At 69.9% G+C, this 18,810-nt stretch carries 19 protein-coding genes; 3 read left to right on the top strand and 16 right to left on the bottom strand.

The features are described from left to right. Positions 1-986: 986 nt before the first annotated feature. Positions 987-1,298 carry a putative quinol monooxygenase gene (locus tag ACVJO7_RS29635; protein ID WP_006247389.1) on the bottom strand — a complete coding sequence of 104 codons (312 nt, stop codon included), beginning with the start codon at positions 1,296-1,298 and terminating at the stop codon, positions 987-989. 107 nt (positions 1,299-1,405) lie between these two features. Between ACVJO7_RS29635 and ACVJO7_RS29640 the strand changes: the two genes are divergently transcribed. Then, positions 1,406-2,347, top strand: coding sequence for a GlxA family transcriptional regulator (locus ACVJO7_RS29640; RefSeq protein ID WP_491675664.1), 942 nt, complete (start codon positions 1,406-1,408; stop codon positions 2,345-2,347). A 500-nt stretch (positions 2,348-2,847) separates the two neighbouring features. Here ACVJO7_RS29640 and ACVJO7_RS29645 read toward each other — a convergent pair whose 3' ends face one another. From ACVJO7_RS29645 to ACVJO7_RS29675, 7 genes are all read right to left on the bottom strand, one after another. Further along, positions 2,848-3,249, bottom strand: coding sequence for a (R)-mandelonitrile lyase (locus ACVJO7_RS29645; protein ID WP_491675665.1), 402 nt, complete (start codon positions 3,247-3,249; stop codon positions 2,848-2,850). Then, complete coding sequence (locus ACVJO7_RS29650; protein WP_491675666.1) at positions 3,246-3,569, bottom strand: carboxymuconolactone decarboxylase family protein; 324 nt, start codon at positions 3,567-3,569, stop codon at positions 3,246-3,248. Before ACVJO7_RS29650 ends, ACVJO7_RS29645 begins: the two co-directional genes overlap by 4 nt. A gap of 58 nt (positions 3,570-3,627) precedes the next feature. Next, a complete protein-coding gene (locus ACVJO7_RS29655) occupies positions 3,628-4,413 on the bottom strand; it encodes an enoyl-CoA hydratase/isomerase family protein (RefSeq protein WP_491675667.1) in 786 nt (261 codons plus the stop codon). Between the two features lie 43 nt (positions 4,414-4,456). After that, complete coding sequence (locus tag ACVJO7_RS29660; protein ID WP_491675668.1) at positions 4,457-5,473, bottom strand: aldo/keto reductase; 1,017 nt, start codon at positions 5,471-5,473, stop codon at positions 4,457-4,459. A 6-nt stretch (positions 5,474-5,479) separates the two neighbouring features. Next, positions 5,480-6,205, bottom strand: coding sequence for an SDR family oxidoreductase (locus tag ACVJO7_RS29665; protein ID WP_491675669.1), 726 nt, complete (start codon positions 6,203-6,205; stop codon positions 5,480-5,482). Between the two features lie 63 nt (positions 6,206-6,268). Continuing rightward, complete coding sequence (locus tag ACVJO7_RS29670; protein ID WP_491675670.1) at positions 6,269-7,099, bottom strand: oxidoreductase; 831 nt, start codon at positions 7,097-7,099, stop codon at positions 6,269-6,271. Between the two features lie 100 nt (positions 7,100-7,199). Further along, positions 7,200-8,672 carry an MFS transporter gene (locus tag ACVJO7_RS29675; protein ID WP_491675671.1) on the bottom strand — a complete coding sequence of 491 codons (1,473 nt, stop codon included), beginning with the start codon at positions 8,670-8,672 and terminating at the stop codon, positions 7,200-7,202. 161 nt (positions 8,673-8,833) lie between these two features. Between ACVJO7_RS29675 and ACVJO7_RS29680 the strand changes: the two genes are divergently transcribed. Both ACVJO7_RS29680 and ACVJO7_RS29685 read left to right on the top strand, forming a co-directional pair. Further along, the gene (locus tag ACVJO7_RS29680) at positions 8,834-9,715 is read left to right on the top strand and encodes an aldo/keto reductase (RefSeq protein ID WP_491675672.1); all 882 of its coding nucleotides are present in this window, start codon (positions 8,834-8,836) and stop codon (positions 9,713-9,715) included. Between the two features lie 13 nt (positions 9,716-9,728). Continuing rightward, positions 9,729-11,282, top strand: a complete 1,554-nt coding sequence (locus tag ACVJO7_RS29685; protein ID WP_491675673.1) for a carboxylesterase/lipase family protein — start codon at positions 9,729-9,731, stop codon at positions 11,280-11,282. 53 nt (positions 11,283-11,335) lie between these two features. Here ACVJO7_RS29685 and ACVJO7_RS29690 read toward each other — a convergent pair whose 3' ends face one another. The 8 genes from ACVJO7_RS29690 to ACVJO7_RS29725 form a co-directional block, all read right to left on the bottom strand. Next, positions 11,336-12,244: an ABC transporter permease gene (locus ACVJO7_RS29690; protein ID WP_491675674.1), complete on the bottom strand. Its 909-nt coding sequence runs from the start codon at positions 12,242-12,244 to the stop codon at positions 11,336-11,338. After that, entirely contained in the window at positions 12,241-13,080 is an 840-nt protein-coding gene (locus ACVJO7_RS29695; protein WP_491675675.1) for an ABC transporter ATP-binding protein, read from the bottom strand. The genes ACVJO7_RS29690 and ACVJO7_RS29695 overlap by 4 nt, the downstream gene beginning before the upstream one ends. 5 nt (positions 13,081-13,085) lie before the next feature. Next, complete coding sequence (locus tag ACVJO7_RS29700; protein WP_491675676.1) at positions 13,086-14,198, bottom strand: ABC transporter substrate-binding protein; 1,113 nt, start codon at positions 14,196-14,198, stop codon at positions 13,086-13,088. A 189-nt stretch (positions 14,199-14,387) separates the two neighbouring features. Beyond that, entirely contained in the window at positions 14,388-15,149 is a 762-nt protein-coding gene (locus ACVJO7_RS29705; RefSeq protein WP_491675677.1) for an alpha/beta fold hydrolase, read from the bottom strand. A gap of 28 nt (positions 15,150-15,177) precedes the next feature. Continuing rightward, a complete protein-coding gene (locus ACVJO7_RS29710) occupies positions 15,178-16,233 on the bottom strand; it encodes an ABC transporter substrate-binding protein (RefSeq protein ID WP_491675678.1) in 1,056 nt (351 codons plus the stop codon). A gap of 230 nt (positions 16,234-16,463) precedes the next feature. After that, the gene (locus ACVJO7_RS29715; RefSeq protein WP_491675679.1) at positions 16,464-17,291 is read right to left on the bottom strand and encodes an N-acyl homoserine lactonase family protein; all 828 of its coding nucleotides are present in this window, start codon (positions 17,289-17,291) and stop codon (positions 16,464-16,466) included. Between the two features lie 212 nt (positions 17,292-17,503). Further along, entirely contained in the window at positions 17,504-17,917 is a 414-nt protein-coding gene (locus tag ACVJO7_RS29720; RefSeq protein WP_491675680.1) for a DUF2255 family protein, read from the bottom strand. A gap of 5 nt (positions 17,918-17,922) precedes the next feature. Then, on the bottom strand, positions 17,923-18,603 hold the full coding sequence (locus ACVJO7_RS29725) for a flavodoxin (protein WP_491675681.1): 681 nt from the start codon (positions 18,601-18,603) through the stop codon (positions 17,923-17,925). Positions 18,604-18,810 lie beyond the last annotated feature (207 nt).

The raw sequence follows: 18,810 nt of genomic DNA on the forward strand, positions 1-18,810 counted from the left end.
ATGGATGGCGTAGGAACCTCCATCGTCGGGAGACCTCGACGTCTATCTGCGGACCGACGCGCCCGGCCGACCTACACCGTCATCTGGGAAGAGCCCTGAAACGTCTTCGACGACGACGGGACCGGCTAGGAGCAAGGCGCGGTGAGCTAAAGAATGGAGCTTGCTCGGCTTCGACGCCGCCGCGAGCTCCGGTGAAACTCCGGTAAAACGGTCGGTACTGGTCGGTCGTCGTCGGTCACCACCGGATGGCAGCGTCCCCCACGCTCGGCGTTTGCGCAGGTCAGCGGCTCGTTCACCCAGTGGGCGCATCAAGCGATAGACGCAGAGCCGACGTGATTAGGTCGTCGGTTCGATTCCGACAGGCGGCTCCGGCGAACCGCCCCTGACCTGCGCAAACACAGGGCAGGGGCGGTTCGGTTCTGGTGGTCGCGCGATGCGCTGGCCTCACGGCTCTGCCCGACACCGACGTCGCTCTCCTCTGCGACGGACCCCTCGCCGGCTGAGCGCTCGCGGCCGGCATCCTGTCCGTGTGCCGATAGGCCTCGCTCCGCTCGGCAACGCAGCGTGGCGTTGTGTCGCGACCTGGACGTGCGAGGTGTCAACGGTGCGTCGGCGCAGCGATCGTTGTGTGCGCAGCGAGATGCTCCATGCCGCACGCGCGGCGCGCACGAACGCAACGCCCCGGAACGCCAACGACCCGTCATCGCTGCGACGCGCAACGCGTCTCCCGTCACGGCAACGGATCGCAACCACGACCCGCCCACGGCGCCTCGCGGGACGGAGGGCAAGTTGACACAGTTGCGCTGCCATGGAACCGCGCTGGCCCTCTCGATGACCACCGGTGAAACAGTGCCGCTCCAGGCTTGCGCCTGGTGTTGCCTGGCCTCCTCGTGATCGGCCCGTCGGGGATCGTCAACGTGGTGCGGGTGTCGAGGCGGTCGGGTCCGACGGCTCGGCGGGGCGCGATCGTCTCGTGCGTTGGCGGACTACGGGAGCTTGGACGCGAGGACGTCGGCCGCCAGGATCTCGGGTGCTGCGCCGAGGAGGTGCTGGTTGGCCATCAGGGCTGCGACGATGGCGCCGTTGGCGTGGGCGTCGCGAGCGGCCTCGTCGGGGAATGCATCGAAGATCCAGAAGGTGTCGGCGTGGGTCCTAGCCGCGAACCAGACAATCGTTCCTACTTCTTCGTTGGCGAGTGCGACAGCGCCAGCGAGCAGATCGGCGAGCGCGTCGTGCTGTCCATCGGCCGCGACGATCTTGGCGACGAAGGCATACGGAAGTGATGCGGGTGTGGACATGAGGGGTTCTCCTTGAAGTCGGGGTTCTTCGTGGGGCGAGTTCAGCGTATGACGAGCGAGGGCCGGTGGGGAGTGGCGTATACGGCAGTATTGCTATTGTTCGCGCCATGCGTATCGGACTGATCGCGATCGACGGCTGCTTCGGTTCGGCTGTCGCGTCGGTCATCGACATCGTGCGGGTGGCCGACGGAGCCCGCGGCGATATCGACCCGCGGATCGACCCGATCGAACTCGCCATCCTCGGACCGAAACGGCGAGTGACCACGACGGCATCGATGACCCTGTCGGTGGACCACCCGCTGTCGGAGTCCGGAGAGTTCGACGTGGTCGTCGTCCCTGCGCTTGGAACCCTCACGGCCGCCGCTACCCACGACGCCCTCCAGAGCCGAGATGCACGTTCGGTCATCGCCTCACTCGGGCGCCTCGACGACGCGACCACCCGGATCGCCGCGGCGTGCACCGGCGTGTTCGCCGTCGCCGAGACCGGACGGATGCATCATCGGCGGGCGACGACCAGCTGGTTCCTGGGGCCGGAGTTCCTGAAGCGCTATCCGACCGTCGCCCTCGATCTCGACACCATGGTCGTGGTCGACGGGAACCTCGTCACCGCCGGCGCCGCGTTCGCCCACATCGACCTCGCGCTCTCACTCGTGCGATCGATCAGCCCCGACCTGGCCCAACATGTCGCCAAGCTCCTCATCATCGACGAGCGCCCGTCGCAGGCGGCCTTCGTCGCCTACGAACATCTCCGGCACGAGGACCCGATCGTCGTCGAGTTCGAACGCTTCGTGCGCGTCCGCCTGGACGAACCGTTCAACGTCGCCGTCGTCGCGCAGTCGCTCGGCACCAGCCGGCGCACCCTCGAACGACGAGTCCGTGCGGCGCTCAACCTCACTCCGCTCGGCTTCGTCCAACGGCTTCGCATCGAACGAGCTCGGCACCTCTCAGCAACCACGGACCTCACCTCCGCCGAGATCGCGCGACGGGTCGGCTACGCGAACGCCGAGACTCTGCGCTCCCTCCTGCGCAGGGAGCGACGCCGTTCCTGACCTATCGCCATGCCTGTAGCCGGTGTCCTAGCGCTCGGTTGGAACCACCTCTCAGCACGTCGCGTCGACGCTCCTGCGTCGCCCCTGGACGACCCACTCGACACGCCCGCAGCACAGGCCATGTGACGTGCCCCGGCTTCCCGGACGGTCGGGGTTGGGTGGCTGTGATGTCGCTGCGTTCTCGTCGAGGGGGTCAGCAGACCCGATCAGGGTCGATTGGGATGAGCCGCGAAGGCGGTCAGGTCAGGGCGGCCGAACCCGGCCGGCGGGGTAGCGTCGGACACGTCGAGGTCTTTCGGATGGATGGCGTAGGAACCTCCATCGTCGGGAGACCTCGACGTCTATCTGCGGACCGACGCGCCCGGCCGACCTACACCCTCATCTGGGAAGAGCCGGGTTCGATCCCGGTCCGGCTCCACCTGGCGTCCTGAGGTCGTCGCGGAAAGTTCCCGGGGCGGCAACCGAGATCGGGACGCCTCCAGGCGACCGTGGGCCGCGGCCTACGGGCGCCGGTACTCCTCTTCGGTGACGTGCTCGCCCCACGTCGTGGTGGTGGTGGCGTCCTCGGCGCCGTCGAGCATGGCCAGGTGTTCCATGAAGTCCTCGGGTGTGGCGCCGTGCCAGTGCTCCTCACCCGGCGGGGTGTACACCGTCTGCCCGGGATGCACCTGCACGACCGTGCCGTCCCGGGTCCCCATCAGCGCGATCCCGTCGGTGACGTGCAAGGTCTGACCGTTCACGTGCGAATGCCATGCCGTGCGTGCCCCGGGGGCGAAGCGGACTCGAGCACAGGTCATCCGCTGACCCGCATCGACGGGTCGGGCGATCGCATCGACCCACACGTCGCCGGTGAACGTCGTGGCAGGAGCCTTGGTGGTGGCCGGCTTCGGCTCGATCCTCATTCCGCGAAGACCTTCTTCGCCACCAGGATCGCGGACATCGCCTTCGGCCAACCCGCGTAGAACGCGAGGTGGGTGATCGCCTCCCTGATCTCGACCTCGGTGAGACCGTTCTGCTTGGCGAGGGTCAGGTGGCTGACCAGCTGCTCGGTGCTGCCGGAGGTCACCAGGCTGGCGACGGTGACGAGGCTGCGGTCGCGCCGGCTCAGTTCCGGCCGGGCCCAGACGTCTCCGAAGAGGACGTCGTCGGTCAGCTCGGCGAGTTTCGGAGCGAAGTCGCCGACCAGCTGCTGGGCGCGGCTGAGCTGGGGTGTGTCGGTCATCGGATCCCGTTCTGTCATCCGGCTCTGTCGTCCGGTGGTTCGGTCGGTGTGGCCGCGTTCAGTCGCGGAAGTCGGGTCGGCGCTTCTCCCGGAAGGCCGCGACTCCTTCGGCGAAATCGGCCTGGTCGAACAGACGTCGTTGCTCCCGCGCCTCGGACGCGAGGATCTGGCGCAGGTCGGCGTGGCCCGCTGCCGCGAAGGTCGCCTTGGTCGCCGCGAGGGCCGGGCGGGAGCGGGCGGCGAGCAGTGCGGCGCGCTCCAACGCCAGCTCCACGGCGCCCCCTGGGTCGGAGAGCTTCTCGACGAGCCCGATGGAGGTGGCCCGCTCGGCGCCGACGACCTCGCCGAAGAGGATCATCTCCGCGGCCCGGCCCTGCCCGACTCGTCGTGGGAGCGTCCAGGCGAGACCTCCGTCGGTCGCGAGACCGATACCGCCGAAGGAGGCGCAGAACCGCGCGTCCTGCGCGGCGACCACGTGATCCGCCGCCGCAGCGAGCGACAGACCGGCGCCGAAGGCACCTCCCTCGACCGCCGCGACGACCGGTTTCGGTCCGCCGACGATCGCCTCGATCAGGTCCGCCAGCAGCTGGAGGCGGACGATGCCCAGCTGCTCGTCGTCGCTCATCGTCGAGATGTCGCCGCCGGCGCAGAAGAAGTCCCCGGCGCCGGCCACCACGACGACACGCACGGCGTCGTCCACCGCCGCGGTGTTCAGCGCGTCACGAAGCTCCCCGCGCATCTCGACGGAGAGCGCATTGCGGCGCTGAGGCTCGTTCAGCGTCATGAGCCGCACCCCGTCCCGGTCCTCGACGAGTACGAGGGTCCCGGCCGGCTGATCGGTCATCGTCCCTCCCTGCTTCGCGTGCGTCGTTGCCGTGGTCGGTGCGTCAACGTCGGCGGGCCGACGGCGCCAGGTCGGCCGTTCCGTAGCTGTTGTCCTCCGGGTTGATCGTCACGCCGGGCGTGGCGAGCTCGTCGATCCGGTCCAGCACCTCGGACGAGAGCGTGACCTCGGTGGCCGGCAGCTGTGACTCGAGCTGCTCGACCGTGCGGGGCCCGATGATCGCGGCCGTGACGCCGGGGTGGTTGATCACGAAGGCGATCGCGAGTTCGATCAGACTGAGGCCCTCACCGTCGGCCAGCTCGGCCAGCTGCTCGACGACCTCCAGCTTGCGCTGGTTCGCCGGCGACGTCATGTCGTACCGGGAGGCGAGCCGCTTGCGCGCCGGTGACGTCGGCGAGGAGTCCTGCCTCCACGTGCCGGACAGCCAGCCGCCGGACAGCGGGCTGTAGGTCAGCGTCCCCATCCCGTGGCGCCGGGTCGTGGGGAGCACGTCCTCCTCGATCCCCCGGACGAGGATCGAGTAGGGCGGCTGCTCGGTGACGAACCGCTCGAGGTTGCGCGAGCGGGCGGTCCACTGTGCCTCGATGATCTGGCTCGCGGCGTAGGACGACGACCCGATGTAGCGGACCTTCCCCTGCCGGACGAGGTCGGTGAGGGCGCCGAGGGTCTCCTCGACGTCGGTGCCCGGGCTGGGCCGATGCACCTGGTAGAGGTCGATGTGGTCGGTTCGCAACCGGCGCAACGAGTCCTCGACCTCGCGCATGATCCAGCGGCGGGACCCGCCACGCCGGTTGGGGTCCTCCCCCATCGGGACGAAGAACTTGGTCGCGAGGACGACGTCGTCGCGCCGCCCCCGCAGCGCCTCGCCGACGATCTCCTCCGAGACCCCGGCGGAGTAGACGTCCGCGGTGTCCACGACGTTGATCCCCGCGTCGAGCGCGCGGTGGATGACCCGGATGGAGTCGGCCCGGTCGGGGTTGCCCCACGGTCCGAACATCATCGTGCCGAGGGCCAGCGGGCTCACGGACACGCCGGTCCGTCCCAGCGGTCGATAGTCCACGCTCGCTCAGCCCTCCTGGCCGGCCGGGCGCAGCAGGATCTCGTGGATGGCCAGCCGCCGCGGCCGGGCGATCGCGAAGGCGATCACCTCGGCGACATCCTCCGCCGTGACCTCCGCCTGGTCGTAGAGCTGCCCGACCCCGACCTTCGTCTCGGCGTGGGTGATGTGGGTCGGCAGTTCGGTGGCCACGACGCCGGGCTCGATCAGGGTGACCCGGACATCGGGCAGTAGCTCGCGCCGGAGCGACTCGGACCAGCCGTTGATGCCCCACTTGGTGGCCGCGTAGACACCGTTGCCCTGACGCGCCGTGCGACCCGCGACGGAAGAGATGTTGATGATGTCCCCGCCGTCGGCCTTGAGCTGATCGAGGAAAACCTCGGTGCTGGTCAGGGCGCCGAGGAGGTTGACCTCGATCATGCGCCGGTAGTCCTCGTGCTGCTCCGGGCCGAAGGGGCCGAGCAGCATGATGCCGGCGTTGTTGACCAGGACGTCCGCGCCACCCAGCTCCTGCCGGACGCGCGCGGCCGCGGTGACGAGGGCCTCCCGGTCGGTCACGTCCGCCTCGACGGCGATCGAGCCGTTGTCGAGCTCTTTGGCGAGGGCGTCGATGCGGTCGGCCCGCCGGGCGAGCAGCGCCACCCGGTAGCCGTCCGCGGCCAGGGCCCGGGCGGTTGCCGCGCCGATGCCGGACGACGCTCCGGTGATGACGGCGGTCTTCTGTGTCTCGCTCATGTTCCTTGGGTTCCGTTCGTGTCGGGCGTGCCGTGTTCAGGGGCGCGGGACGGGGTGCCCGGTTCAGGGGTGTCGACGTCGGTGCTGGTGCTGGTGCTCCCACTCGTCGACCTCGGCGCGCAGTTCGTCGGACACCGAGCGGACGGCGGTGAGCGCGTCGGAGCCGAGCACGAGCAGCGCGGGGGCCTTGCCCGAGGTGACCACGTCGATCAGGGCGGCGGCGGCCCGCGCCGGGTCACCCGGCTGGGTCCCGTGGGTGGCGTCGTTCTCCTTGCGGCGCCTGCCCGCGGTGTCGGCGTAGTCCGCGATCGCCTCGGCCGACTGGGTCAGCGAGCGACCGGCGAAGTTCGTGCGGAACGCGCCGGGCTCCACCGCGAACGCGGTGATCCCCAGCGGCCGGACCTCCTTGCGCAGGGCGCTGGTCAGCGACTCCAGCGCGGCCTTCGTCGCGGAGTAGTACCCGGAGCCGGGCGGGCAGGCGCGCGCCCCGATCGACGAGATGTTCACGACGGTCCCGGACCGCCGGGCGCGCATGCCCGGCAGCACCGCCCTGGTCAACGCGACCGCGCCGAACACGTTGGTGTCGAACAGCCGGCGCACGTCGGCGTCGTCGCCCTCCTCGACGGCGGCGCGGTAGCCGTAGCCGGCGTTGTTCACGAGCACGTCGACTCCTCCGAAACGGTCCTCGGCGCTGCGGACCGCGGCGGTGACCTGCCGGGGGTCGGTGACGTCGAGCGGCAGGCCCAGCGCGGTGCCGGGGTGAGCATCGACCAGATCCTGCACCGCGGAGTCCCGGCGGGCGGTCACGACCACCCGGTGTCCGTTCGCGAGCACGGCCTCGGCGAGCGCCCGCCCCAGTCCGGTCGAACAGCCCGTGATGAGCCAGGTCGCCATCGTCTCCTCCTCGTCGACTCGTCGGGCGGGACAGCGCCGTCCCATCCGTCAGTCAACTCCGGTCGCGCTCGCCGAGGGAGGTTCTGTCAGGGCCGGTCTCTCACCCGGCGGAGCTCACAGCCGGCTCGACGCCGAGGGTCCGCCGGGCCGGCGGTGCCGGCGGTGCCGGCGTGCGCGCCGCGATCACGAGCGCGACGACCGCGGCCGCCGCGGCGGCCAGGAAGACGATCGTGTACGCCGAGCCCGCAGGCAGCAGGTGGCCGTCGGCCTGCACGACCAGTGCCCCGCTCACCGCGGCCGCGACGGCCGTGACCGTCGACGTGCCGAGCTGGCGCATCAGCGTGTTGAAGCTGTTGGCGGCCGCCGTCTCCGTCTCCGGCACCGCCCGCATGATCAGCAACGGCAGCGCCGAGTAGGCCAGCGCCGCCCCGACCGCGCCGACCGTGGCCCAGACGACGATCAGCCAGACCGTTCCCGGGAGACTCGCGATCCCCGCGTTGCCGATCACCAGCAATCCCGATCCCGCGGCGACCGTCGCCCGTGGCCCGTGCAGCCGGGAGATCCGGGCGGAGACCGCCGAGAAGATCATCATGGATCCGCCGATGGGGAGCAGCAGGAGCCCCGCGATGAGCATCGACAGTCCGAACCCGTACCCGGTGGCCACCGGGGCCTGCAGGATCTGGGTGGCGAGGGCGAACGTCGCGAAGATCGAGAAACCCAACAGCACCGACGCGATGTTGGTGCGCAGTACCGCCGGTCGCGCCGCGACCCGCAGATCGACCAGTGGCGACGAGCGGCGCAGCTCGTAACGCCCCCACACCGTCAGGACCACGGCCGAGCCCACCAGCAGTCCGAGGACCGCCGGGCTCGCCCAGCCCCAGGCCGATCCCTTCGAGACCGCCAGCAGGAGGCACACCAGGCCGACGGTCAGCCCGACCGCACCCATGGCGTCGAACCGGCCGCCGCTGCGCAGCCGGGACTCCGGCACCATCCGCGACACGACCAGCAGCAGCACGGCCGCACCGACCGCCACGGCCGCGAACAGCACGCGCCATCCGCCGTGCCCGGCCAGGATCCCCGTCACCGGCGGCCCGATCGCCCCACCGACCCCGAGCGACGAGCTCATCAGCCCGACCCCGCCCGCCACCTTGGCCGGCGGCAGGACGTCCCGCATGAGGCTCATCCCGAGGGCGAGCACGCCGAATCCCACACCCTGCATCGCGCGGGCCACGAGCAGGACGGCGAAGTTGGGGGCGGCCGCGGCGAGCACGGCGCTCACCAGGATGACCCCCAGCGAGACCAGCAGCATGCGTCGCTTGCCGTACATGTCGCCGAGACGGCCGAGCACCGGCGCGGACACCGCGCCCGCCACCAGGGTGGCGGTGAGCAGCCAGGTGGCCGACGACGAGCTGACCGACAGCAGGGCCGGGAACTGCGGGATGAGGGGGACGACGGCGGTCTGCAACAGAGAGACGAGCAGGCCGCTCAGCCCCAGGGCGACGATGGCACCGGTGGCACCGCGGGCGGCGGGAGTGGGCAGAACGGGACGGGCACTTGCCGCGACGGCGGTCACAGGGCGCTTCTCCTCGATGAAGGGTGCGGTCTCAGAGGACCACGAATCCTTGCCTTATGGCAAGCATATCGTTGCCATTGCGAAATTCGTCACCGCGCGCCGCGCAAGGGGGCACCGGCAGGACCTCCCCCGCCCCCGGCCCCGCTCCTTAAACTGATCCCATGACCATGAGCGTGACCCTGAACAACGGCGTCGAGCTGCCGGCCCTGGGCTTCGGCGTCTTCCAGACCCCGCCTCAGGACACCGTCGACGCGGTCGTGACCGCCCTGGACACGGGCTACCGGCACATCGACACGGCCGCGGCGTACGCCAACGAGCGCGAGGTCGGCGAGGCCCTCCGTCGGTCCGGCGTCGACCGCGCCGACATCGTCGTCGAGACGAAGGTGTGGATCAGCGACTATGGCTACGACGCGACGCTGCACGCCTTCGAGAAGAGCGCGGGCAAGCTCGGCCTCGATCAGATCGATCTGTTCATCCTGCACCAGGCCCTGCCGGGGCGCTTCGACCTGACGATCGACGCCTACCGCGCGCTGGAGAAGCTGCTCTCCGACGGCAGGGTGCGGGCGATCGGGGTCTCCAACTTCATGCCGGCCCACCTCGACGACCTGGTGAAGAACACGTCGGTCGTCCCCGCGGTCAACCAGGTCGAGGTGCACCCGTACTTCTCCCAGCCCGTAGTCCGTACAGCGAACGAGGAGCTGGGCATCCTGACCCAGGCCTGGTCGCCCATCGGCGGCATCACGTTCTACCGCGACGGGCAGCACGGCAGCACACTCCAGGACCCGGTCATCGGCGGGATCGCCCAGGCCCACGGCAAGACGCCGGCCCAGGTGATGTTGCGCTGGCACCTCCAGGAGGGGCGTTCGGCGATCCCGAAGTCGACCAAGCCGGCCCGCATCGCGGAGAACTTCGACGTCTTCGACTTCGACCTGACGGTCGACGAGCTCGGTGCCATCGACGCGCTGACCACCGACGTGCGGGGTGGTCCCGAGCCCGAGGCGATCACCCTCGAGGACTTCGGGCGGGACATCCCGGAGGCCTGAGGGGCCGGCAGCCGTGGCGACGAGTCCGATCGAGACGACCGGTGGCGCCGTGCGCGGTGTCGTCGAGGACGGGATCCATACGCACCGTGGAATCCCGTACGGCGAGTCGACCGCGGGTCCGCTCCGCTTCCAGCCACCGCGCCGCAGGCGCTGGTCGGGGGTCCTGGAAGCGACGCGGTTGGGCGCGCGGGCGCCGCAGATCTCGCGCTTCACGTCGGAGGCACCGCATCTTGTGTGGAACCGGGACACCGCCCCGATGGACGAGGACTGCCTCGTCCTGAACGTGTGGTCGCCGACCGACGGCCCCGCGGGGTTACCGGTCATGGTGTTCCTGCACGGTGGCGGCTACCGGATGGGGTCGGGCGGCCCCGCGGTTACCGAGGGTCACGGGCTCGCACGGCGCGGCGCCGTGGTGGTGACGCTCAACCACCGGCTCAACGTCCTCGGCTTCCTGCACCTCGCCGACACCGGGGACGAGCGCTTCAGCGGCTCCGTCAACGTCGGCATGCTCGACATCGTCGCCGCGTTGAAATGGGTGCGGGACAACATCGGCAACTTCGGCGGGGATCCCGGCAACGTCACCGTGTTCGGCCAGTCCGGTGGCGGTTCGAAGGTCGGCGTGCTGATGGCGATGCCGGCCGCCCGCGGGCTGTTCCATCGCGCGATCTCGCAGAGCGCGTCCTCGATCCAGCGGATGGCGACTCCGGACGAGGCGGCCGCGGCACGCGACCACCTCCTCGCCGCGGCGGGCCTCGGGCCCGCCGACGTCGCCGGGCTCGCCGAGCTCCCCGCCGACCGGCTGCTCGAGGCGATGCAGCGCTCCGTGCGGGCGGCCGGCGGCGTCTACGACTTCCGTCCGGTCGTCGACGGGACGGTGCTGCCGCAGCATCCGTTCGACCCGGCCGCGCCCGCACTCGGCGCCGACGTGCCGATGATCGTCGGCTGGTGTGAGACCGAGCACCGGCTGCGGGCGTCCCTCGACCCGGAGTTCATGGACCAGACCTGGGAGAGCGCACGAGACCGCGTCGCGGCGTTCGTCGGCGCCCCCCAGGAGCAGACCGGGGATCTGCTCGCCACCTACCGGGTGCACCATCCGGAGGACTCCCCCGGAGACCTGACGGCACAGATCTACGGAGACCACCGGTACCGCCGGTCGGCGACGCGAGCCGCCGAGCTCCGGGCCGCCGCCGGGCACGCACCCACCTACCTCTACCGCCTGTCCTGGCGGACCCCGGTCGCGGGCGGGGTCCTGCGCTCCCCGCACACGCTCTGCCTGCCGTTCGTGTTCGGCACCACCGATGCCGCGGCGGGGCTCGTCGGCGAGGGCCATGAGCAGCGCGAGCTGGAGAGCCGGATGGCGGACGCGTGGGTCGCCTTCGCCCGCGACGGCGACCCGAACCATCCCGGCCTCCCCCGCTGGGCCCCCTACCGCACGCCCGGACGGTCGACCATGGTGCTCGCCTCCACACCCCGTACGATCGACGACCCGGACGGGGCGGAGCGCCTGGCCCTGGAGGCGTGCCCGCCCTACCTCCCGAACCTGACCGAGGGTGGCGGGCGCAGGTGAGCCCCGTCTGTCCCGCGGCGGGGACGGACGGGGCCCACCTTGCGTCCTTACTGTCAGAGGGCGTTCGCCGGGTTGAGGTTGCGCGGCTTCCACCGGAGCAACCGCTTCTCCAGCAACGTGACCAGCGCGCTGATCAGGACGGACACCAGGACCAGCACGATGATGCCGCCGAACACGCCGGCGGTGTTGAAGTTGCCCGCCGAGCGCTGGATCAGGTAGCCGATGCCGGTGTTGGACCCGACGATCTCGGCGGTGACCGCGGCGACCAGCGCGTAGGGCACCGAGACCTGCAGGCCCTGGATGATCCAGGTGGCCGCGGAGGGCAGCCGCACCTTGAGCTGCAGGGTCAGCCGGTTCGCGTTCATCACCTTCAGCACGTCGAGCAGCCGCTGCTCGACGTCGCGCACACCCTCGTAGGTGCTGGAGAACACCAGGAAAAACACGATCACGGTGACCAGGGCGACCTTGGACCCGAGACCGAAGCCGAACCAGAGGATGAACAGCGGGACCAGGGCGAGGCGTGGGATGGCGTTGAGCGCCACGACCGTCGGTCGGAAGATCCCGCCGAGCAGCGGGCTGCTGCCCAGCGCGACCCCCACCAGTATGCCCAGCGACGCGCCGATCCCGAAGCCGTAGAGCATCGCGACCACGGTGGCCTGGATGCTCTCCAGGAGCACGCCCTCGTCGACCCAGCCGACCAGGGCCGTCCAGATCTCCGACGGCTTGCTGATGTAGAAGCTGTCGATCAGCACGTTCGGCTGGGTGGCGGGGTCGCCAGAGGCGAACTCCCAGATCGCGAGCATGGCGAGCGGCAGGGCGACCCGGCCGACCTGCACGATCCGCTTGCGGATCTCCGAACGGCTGCGCCCGCCCGGGGAACCGTCGGTGCTCCGCGGCGGGTCGGGAGTGGTGACCGTACCGGCTTCGGCAGGACTCCTGGTGGGTGCGCTCGTCTCGGTCACGCCTCCTCCTCCTTGATCGTCGAGTGGTCCAGCAGCTTCCAGAGGCGTTCCCACATCTCGCCGTAGACGGCGTTGCCGCGCAGGTCCGCGAGATCGCGGGGCCGCTCGAGCGGGACGTCCTCGACGTGCACGACCCGCCCGGGGCGGGTGCCGAACACGACGATCTTGTCCGCGAGCAGGATCGCCTCGTCCAGGTCGTGGGTCACGAAGATGATCGTCTTGCGGTCCCGCTCCCAGATCCGGAGTAGCTCGTTCTGCATGGTGAATCGCAGCTGGGCGTCCAGGGCGCCGAAGGGCTCGTCCATGAGCAGCGTGGAGGGCTCGTACACCAGGCCACGGGCGAGCGAGGCGCGCTTCTGCATCCCGCCGGAGAGCTGCGAGGGGTACCGCTTGTTGAATCCCTTGAGCCCGACGAGCTCGATCACCTCGTCGACCCGGCGCCGGCGCTCGGCACGGGGGACCTTCTCGATCTCCAGCGCGATGCCGACGTTCTTCTCCAGCGTGCGCCAGGGGAGCAGGTTGTCGTGCTGGGTGATGAAGCCGACGCCGGTGTTGACGCCGGTCAACTGCTGTCCGCGGAACATGACCGTGCCCTCACTGGCACCCAGCAGACCGGCCGATATGTTCAGCAGGGTCGTCTTCCCGCAGCCACTGGGGCCGATGAAACAGACGAAGGATCCGCTCTCGATGTCCAGATCGACCGACTGCAGCGCGGTGAACTCCTCGCCGTCGCCGGAGCGGAACCGCCGGGTCACCCCGCGGAACGAGAACTCCAGTGCGTCGGCGTCGTCCGCGCTCGCCTGGTGGACCGCCGTCTCGATGGTCGTGTCGCTCACTGTGGTCACCCTCCCTGGGTCGGTCGTGCCGCCTCGGCCGGCCCGAGGTCGTAGAGGTCGGCGAAGTCGAAGCTCAGCGGCGTGTCCCGGCCGAGGTTCACCAGTCGCACCTCGTTGTCGAACATCTGCTGGGTCGTCACCGGGGTGGCTCCGCGGTACGCCTCGATAGACAGCTCCCACCCCGCATCGAACGCCGCCGGCTCCAGCTCGCGGAACTCCGGCAGCGCCTTGACCTTCTCCCGCAGTTCCGGGGTGGGGTTCTGCAGGTCCCGCTGGGCGAGCCACATGGCCCGCATCAGCCGGGTGGCGGCCTCGGGGTTCTCCCGCAGGAACGTCCGCGTCGTGTAGTAGTCGTGGGAGGCCAGCGGGGTGATGCTGGGGACGTCGCGGGCCAAGTTCAGCCACACCGCCCCCCAGCCCTGCGCCTGCGGGAAGTTGATCCTCGGGAACGACTGGGCGAACCCGTCGGTGCGGCCGTTACGGGTCGAGGCGATCTGCGCCGACGCGTCGTTGTTCGGCACGATCGTCACATCGGTGTCGGGGTTCAGGCCGTGCTCCTGCAGGGCGACCCGAAGGTAGGAGTTGCCGGTGGACCCCTGCGGCGAGGCGGTGATCTGCATCCCGCGCAGGGCCTGCACCCGATCGGCCACCGGCGAGTCCGGCGTGAGGCCACGTGCCGCCAGCTCGTCGATGGTCTGCTGATTCAGCGCCACCCCGAACGTAATGCTGGGGTTGGCGGTGCCCAGGCTGACCAGGTCGGTCATGCCCTCCGCGTAGGCGCTGTAGAGCGCCCCCGCTCCGGAGATCCCGACGTCGGTCTGGCGGGCGATCACCGACTGGGTGATCAGCGAGGCGTTGCTCGCCGACCCGAACTCGAACTCGACGTCCAGGCCGACCTGCTCGAAATAGTTCTGGGCGACGATCACGATGGTCGGCAGATCGGTGAAGGTCGCCGAGGTCGACATGACCCGCAGCGGGATCGCTCCCTCCGGAGCGTCCTGCTGGTCGGCTGGGCTCGCACACGAGATCAGTGCGAGTACGAGGGCGGCGGCGCCGACGACCCGCAGCCGGGACGCGGCCCGCCCGGGGATGGGGCGCAGAGATCGCCAGAACGACATCCGGACTCCTTTGTCACGCACTGGATCGTCGTCGTCGGACGAGCGAGAGCCTTGCCGGCGAGGACCCGGTCGATCACCGGTCGCCGCTCCCGATCGATGTGATTCGTATATACGAACTTTTGATCATACTTACGACACGCAAGACCATAAGTGGGCAGTCCGATAGTGTCAACAGACCGCCTTTCGCCGTCATGGCGTTGAGCGATCATCATTCATCGAACAGACCTCACTGAGCAGCGCGGCGAGGTCCCTGGGCGCCGTGATCATGGCGTTGTGCGGAGTTGCGAGAACGCGATGGGAAATGCCGGCGTTCGCGGCACTTCGCGCCCGCGCCCGGTCACGTTGGCCGGCAGCCAGCGACGACGGCGAACACTCGATGAACATGCCGGGGTGATGCCAGGCCCGACCCCGCGGACCGCACGGGTCCAGATAGGTCTGCAGAGGCTGCGGCGTGAGGCGGGCGTCCACCCAGGCGGCGACCGCGGGATCGGCGACGCCGTACCGGGCAGCACCCTCGACGGGGACGTACCAGCCGTCCCCCTCGCGCTCGGCGAGCTCACGGAGATGGGCGGCCCGCTCGGGGCCGATGACGTCGAGCACGCACTCGCCCTCGAGCGGGAGGTGCGCGTCGAGCAGTACGAGTGAGCGGACACGATCGGCGATCCACTCCATCGCGCCGGCCACGACGGTCCCGGCGTAGCTGTGGCACACCAGCACGACGTCGTGGAGGTCCTCGAACTCGAAGACGGCCACGAGGTCACGCACGTGGGTGGCCAGGTCGACGGACCGGTCGAGCAGGTGCGCCCGCTCCCCCACTCCGGTCAGGGTCGGGGTGAGCACCTCGTGCCCGGCGGCCCGCAGCAGCCTGGAGGTCGGCCGCCAGCACCAGCCGCCGTGCCTTCCCCCGTGGAGCAGGACCAGCGTCGTGGGTTCACCCGCCGTCGTCGACATCCGGACTCCTCCCGGGGGCGGTCGGCGCTCAGGGCCTCGCGGCCTCGGCAGCACTCAGGTCGTACAGGTCGCCGAAGGTGACCGACACCGGCGCCGGGCGGTTGAAGTTCACGAGCTCGAGCTCGTTGTCGAACATCTCCTGCGTGGTCAGCGGGGAGGCGCCTTCGTAGGACCCGATCGCCGACTCCCAGCCGGCGTCGAACGCGGCCTGGCTCAGCTCCCGGAACGCGGGCAGGTTCTTCACGGCCTCGCGCAGCTCCGGGGTCGGATTCTGCAGCTCCTGGTGTGCCAGCCAGACCGCCTGCATCACCCGCTTGGCCGCCTCCGGGTTCTCCTGCATCCAGGCTCGCGTCGTGTAGAGGTCGTGCGAGGCCATCGGGAGCACCTGAGGCAGATCCTGAGACCAGTTGAGCCACAGGGTCCCCCATCCCTCCGCGTCGGGCAGGTTCGACCGGGGGAACGACTGGGCGAATCCGTTCGCCCGGCCGTTGCGGGTGCTCGCGATCTGGGCGGACGCGTCGTTGTTCGGGATCAGCGTGACGTCGCGGTTCGGGTCGATGCCGTACTGCCCGAGCATCATCCGCACGTAGGCGCTGCCGGTCGAGCCGTCCGGGCCCGAGGTGATGGTGAGCCCGCGCAGCGCCTGAACCCGTTGCTCCACCGGGGACTCGGCGGTGACCCCGAGCTGGGCGAGCTGATCGACGGTCTGCTGGTTCAGCGCCAGGCCGAACGTGATGCTGTTGTTGCTCGATCCCATGCTGACCAGGTCGGTCATCCCCTCGGCGTAGGCGTTGTACAGCGCGCCGGTGCCGGAGGACCCCACGTCCGCCTCGCCCGCGATGAGAGCCTGAGTGATCAGGGAGGCGTTGTCGGCACCGTAGTCGATCGTGGCGTCCAGGCCGACCCTGCCGTAGAGGTCCCGGGCGGCGATCACGGCTCCGGTCATGTCGGTGAACGTGGGAGTGGTGGAGATGATGCTGACCGGGAGCGCCCCGTCCGCCGACGGTTCCGACCCGCCGCCGCTCGCACAACCGGCCAGGGACATCGCCGCGACGGCCGCGAGGGCCAGCAGCCGCCCGGACAACGACCGTCGCCCACCTCGGACTGGACTTGCATCGACAGGCATTCCCGACTCCTTCGTCTGCGCCGACATCGGCCGAATGCACCGTCGATCGTGTGCACCGTCGGCGTCGACGACATGAGTGCTTTCGTGTCACCCCGGACCGGGGCACGCCAGGCGGCGGAGATCGTGTGTACGATCTCGGCGTTCCTTCCTTGCGATCACCAGGAAGCGAAGCCCGGCGCGGCCGAACCTCAGGCCGGGGCGGTCAGGTCCAGGCAGTTCTCGGCGGCCTCCTTGTAACGCGCCGTGACGGCCGGATCGTGGCCAGCGACTACCGCTGTGTCCGGACGTGCGGACAGGCTGCGCAGGAGCTCGTAGGTCCGGTACATGCCGCCGATCTCGGTGAAGACATGGAACGGCCGGTCAAGCGTCATCTCGTCGTCATAGTGCAGCGCGTCGGAGGCGAGCACCACCGAGCCGTTCGTGGTGGCGACGTCGGCGATCAGCTGGCCCGGCGTGTGCCCAGGCGTGGTGACGAGGTCGATACCCGGGTACAGCCGGTGGTGGTCGGTCTCGATCTGGAACAGCCGCCCCGCACGCTCGAGACCCTCGACCGCCGCGAGTTCCTCGTCGCCGTTGGCGAGTCCGGTACAAGGGCGCTTGCCGATCGGGTCCCGCCAGAAGTCGAACTCCCGCCGGGCGAGGCTGAAGGTCGCATTGGGGAACAGGCCGACGTTGCCGATGTGGTCCCAGTGCATGTGCGAGAGCACGACGTGGTCCACCTCGGCGGCCGTGATGCCGACCCGCCCCAGCAGGTCCGTCGGGGAGGCCACGAGGGTCCGACCCCGCTGGAGCGCCCGCTGTTCGGTGTATCCGCAGTCGAACAGCACTGTACGCCGGGAGTTGCGCACCACCCAGAAGAAGTAGTCCATCGAAAAGGTCTGCTCGGGCTCGTCGTAGAGCTCGTACCGGTAATAGGTCTGCGACGCCGTGTTGCCGTGCGGGTACCGCTCGGGCCGTGCGTCTGCTGAAGAGCATCTTCGTTGATCCTTCGCTTGCCACCCGACTGAGGAGGTCATGCACGCCGGCCGGAATGCTCACCATCATCAGTGAGATCGTAAATACGAACTATTGACCGTATGCGCGAATTGACAGTATGGCCCGGCCCACGGCCTGTCAATGGCGACGCCACGAACGACGTCCGAGCAAGGCATGAACCTGAACGCGAACTACGGTTCTGGATCATGAACACCGTCAGGTAGCGCGCCGATGATCTCGGAAGTGGTGTGGATCAGACGCCGGGTTCGCCGTCCAGGCTCAGCGTGGCCTCGGCGGCCGCGGATCCAACGACTCGGCCGACGATCGACCGCCCGTAGCGGTCGTACTTGCGGTGGTACTCCGCGTCGATCGCTGCATGCGGCGCGTCGTCTGGCCTTCGGAAGACCACGTCTCGCTCGACGCCGGCCGCACGGACCCGTCCCGTTCCGGCGGCGGCCGCCCGCCGGAACCACCCGTTGCCACTGCCGTGGGCGGACCGGACATAGAGCTCGTCTCCGACACGGGCGCCCCAGACCGTCGTGTACGGACGCAGCGTCCCGTCCGCCCGGATCGAGTTGATTTGCAGCTCCGTGGCTTCTCCGACGCGATCCAGCTCGTCCGCGGTCCAACCACTCATCGTCGTGCTCTCGTGCTCCTCGTCGCTCATCGGGACTACCCCAGACCCACGCGCTCCAGCCAGGCCGCGACCTGCGGACCGGCCTGCGCCGCCTCCTCGCCGCGGACCGCGAGCCCCTCGCCGATCCGCGCACCCGGACATGCCTCGGCGTAGACCTCCGGCGCCGACCCCATCCCGCTCACCGCGTAGGTGACGACGGGCAGCACGGTCCGGTCCCGCAGATCGAGGGCCTCGGCGAAGGTGTTCATGATCATGGGCGGGCGGACGTTCCAGAGCCCGCTGCCGAGCAGCACGACGTCGTAGCCCGCCACGTCCGGTACCGGGTTCACGATCTGCGGCCGGGCGGCGGCGCGCTGCTCGTCCACGTTGCGGGCCACGGTGTCGTCGTAGCCGTCCGGGTACGGCTCGGCGGCCTCGATACGGTGCAGGTCGCAGTCGATCCGTTCGGCGATCAGGCCCGCCACGACCTCGGTGTTGCCGACCTGCAGGGTCGTCCGGCCACCGTAGTGGTAGTTCTCCCCGGCTCGGGAGAAGTAGGCCAGCAGGACTCGGGCTCCGGGGCGCTCCCGCTGCAGCTCGGTGGGCGGCTCGCCGGGCGGTGTCGCAGCAGCTCCGCATGCCGTCAGGCCACCCGTCACAGCCAGCGCGAGCCCTCCGGTGAGGAGTCCGCGCCGCCCCAGCACCCGGTCGCCCGGTACTTCGTGATCACGCCTCACTGCCGCTCCGTATCCGTCGACGTCGTCATGGCCCCAGTCCACCGCGACGAGACCGCGTCCGGGAGGCACGGTCGTCACCGGTACTGCCCGTGCCCCCCACCGGAACCAGGTCACGGCCCGGGGGCGAGCACATCGGCCAGGTCCCGAGGGCGGGTCCGCGGGTAGGCCGAACGCGCACACCGGGCCGACCAGGCAGAACTCGATCAC

Source organism: Pseudonocardia sp. DxW (assembly GCF_058448985.1).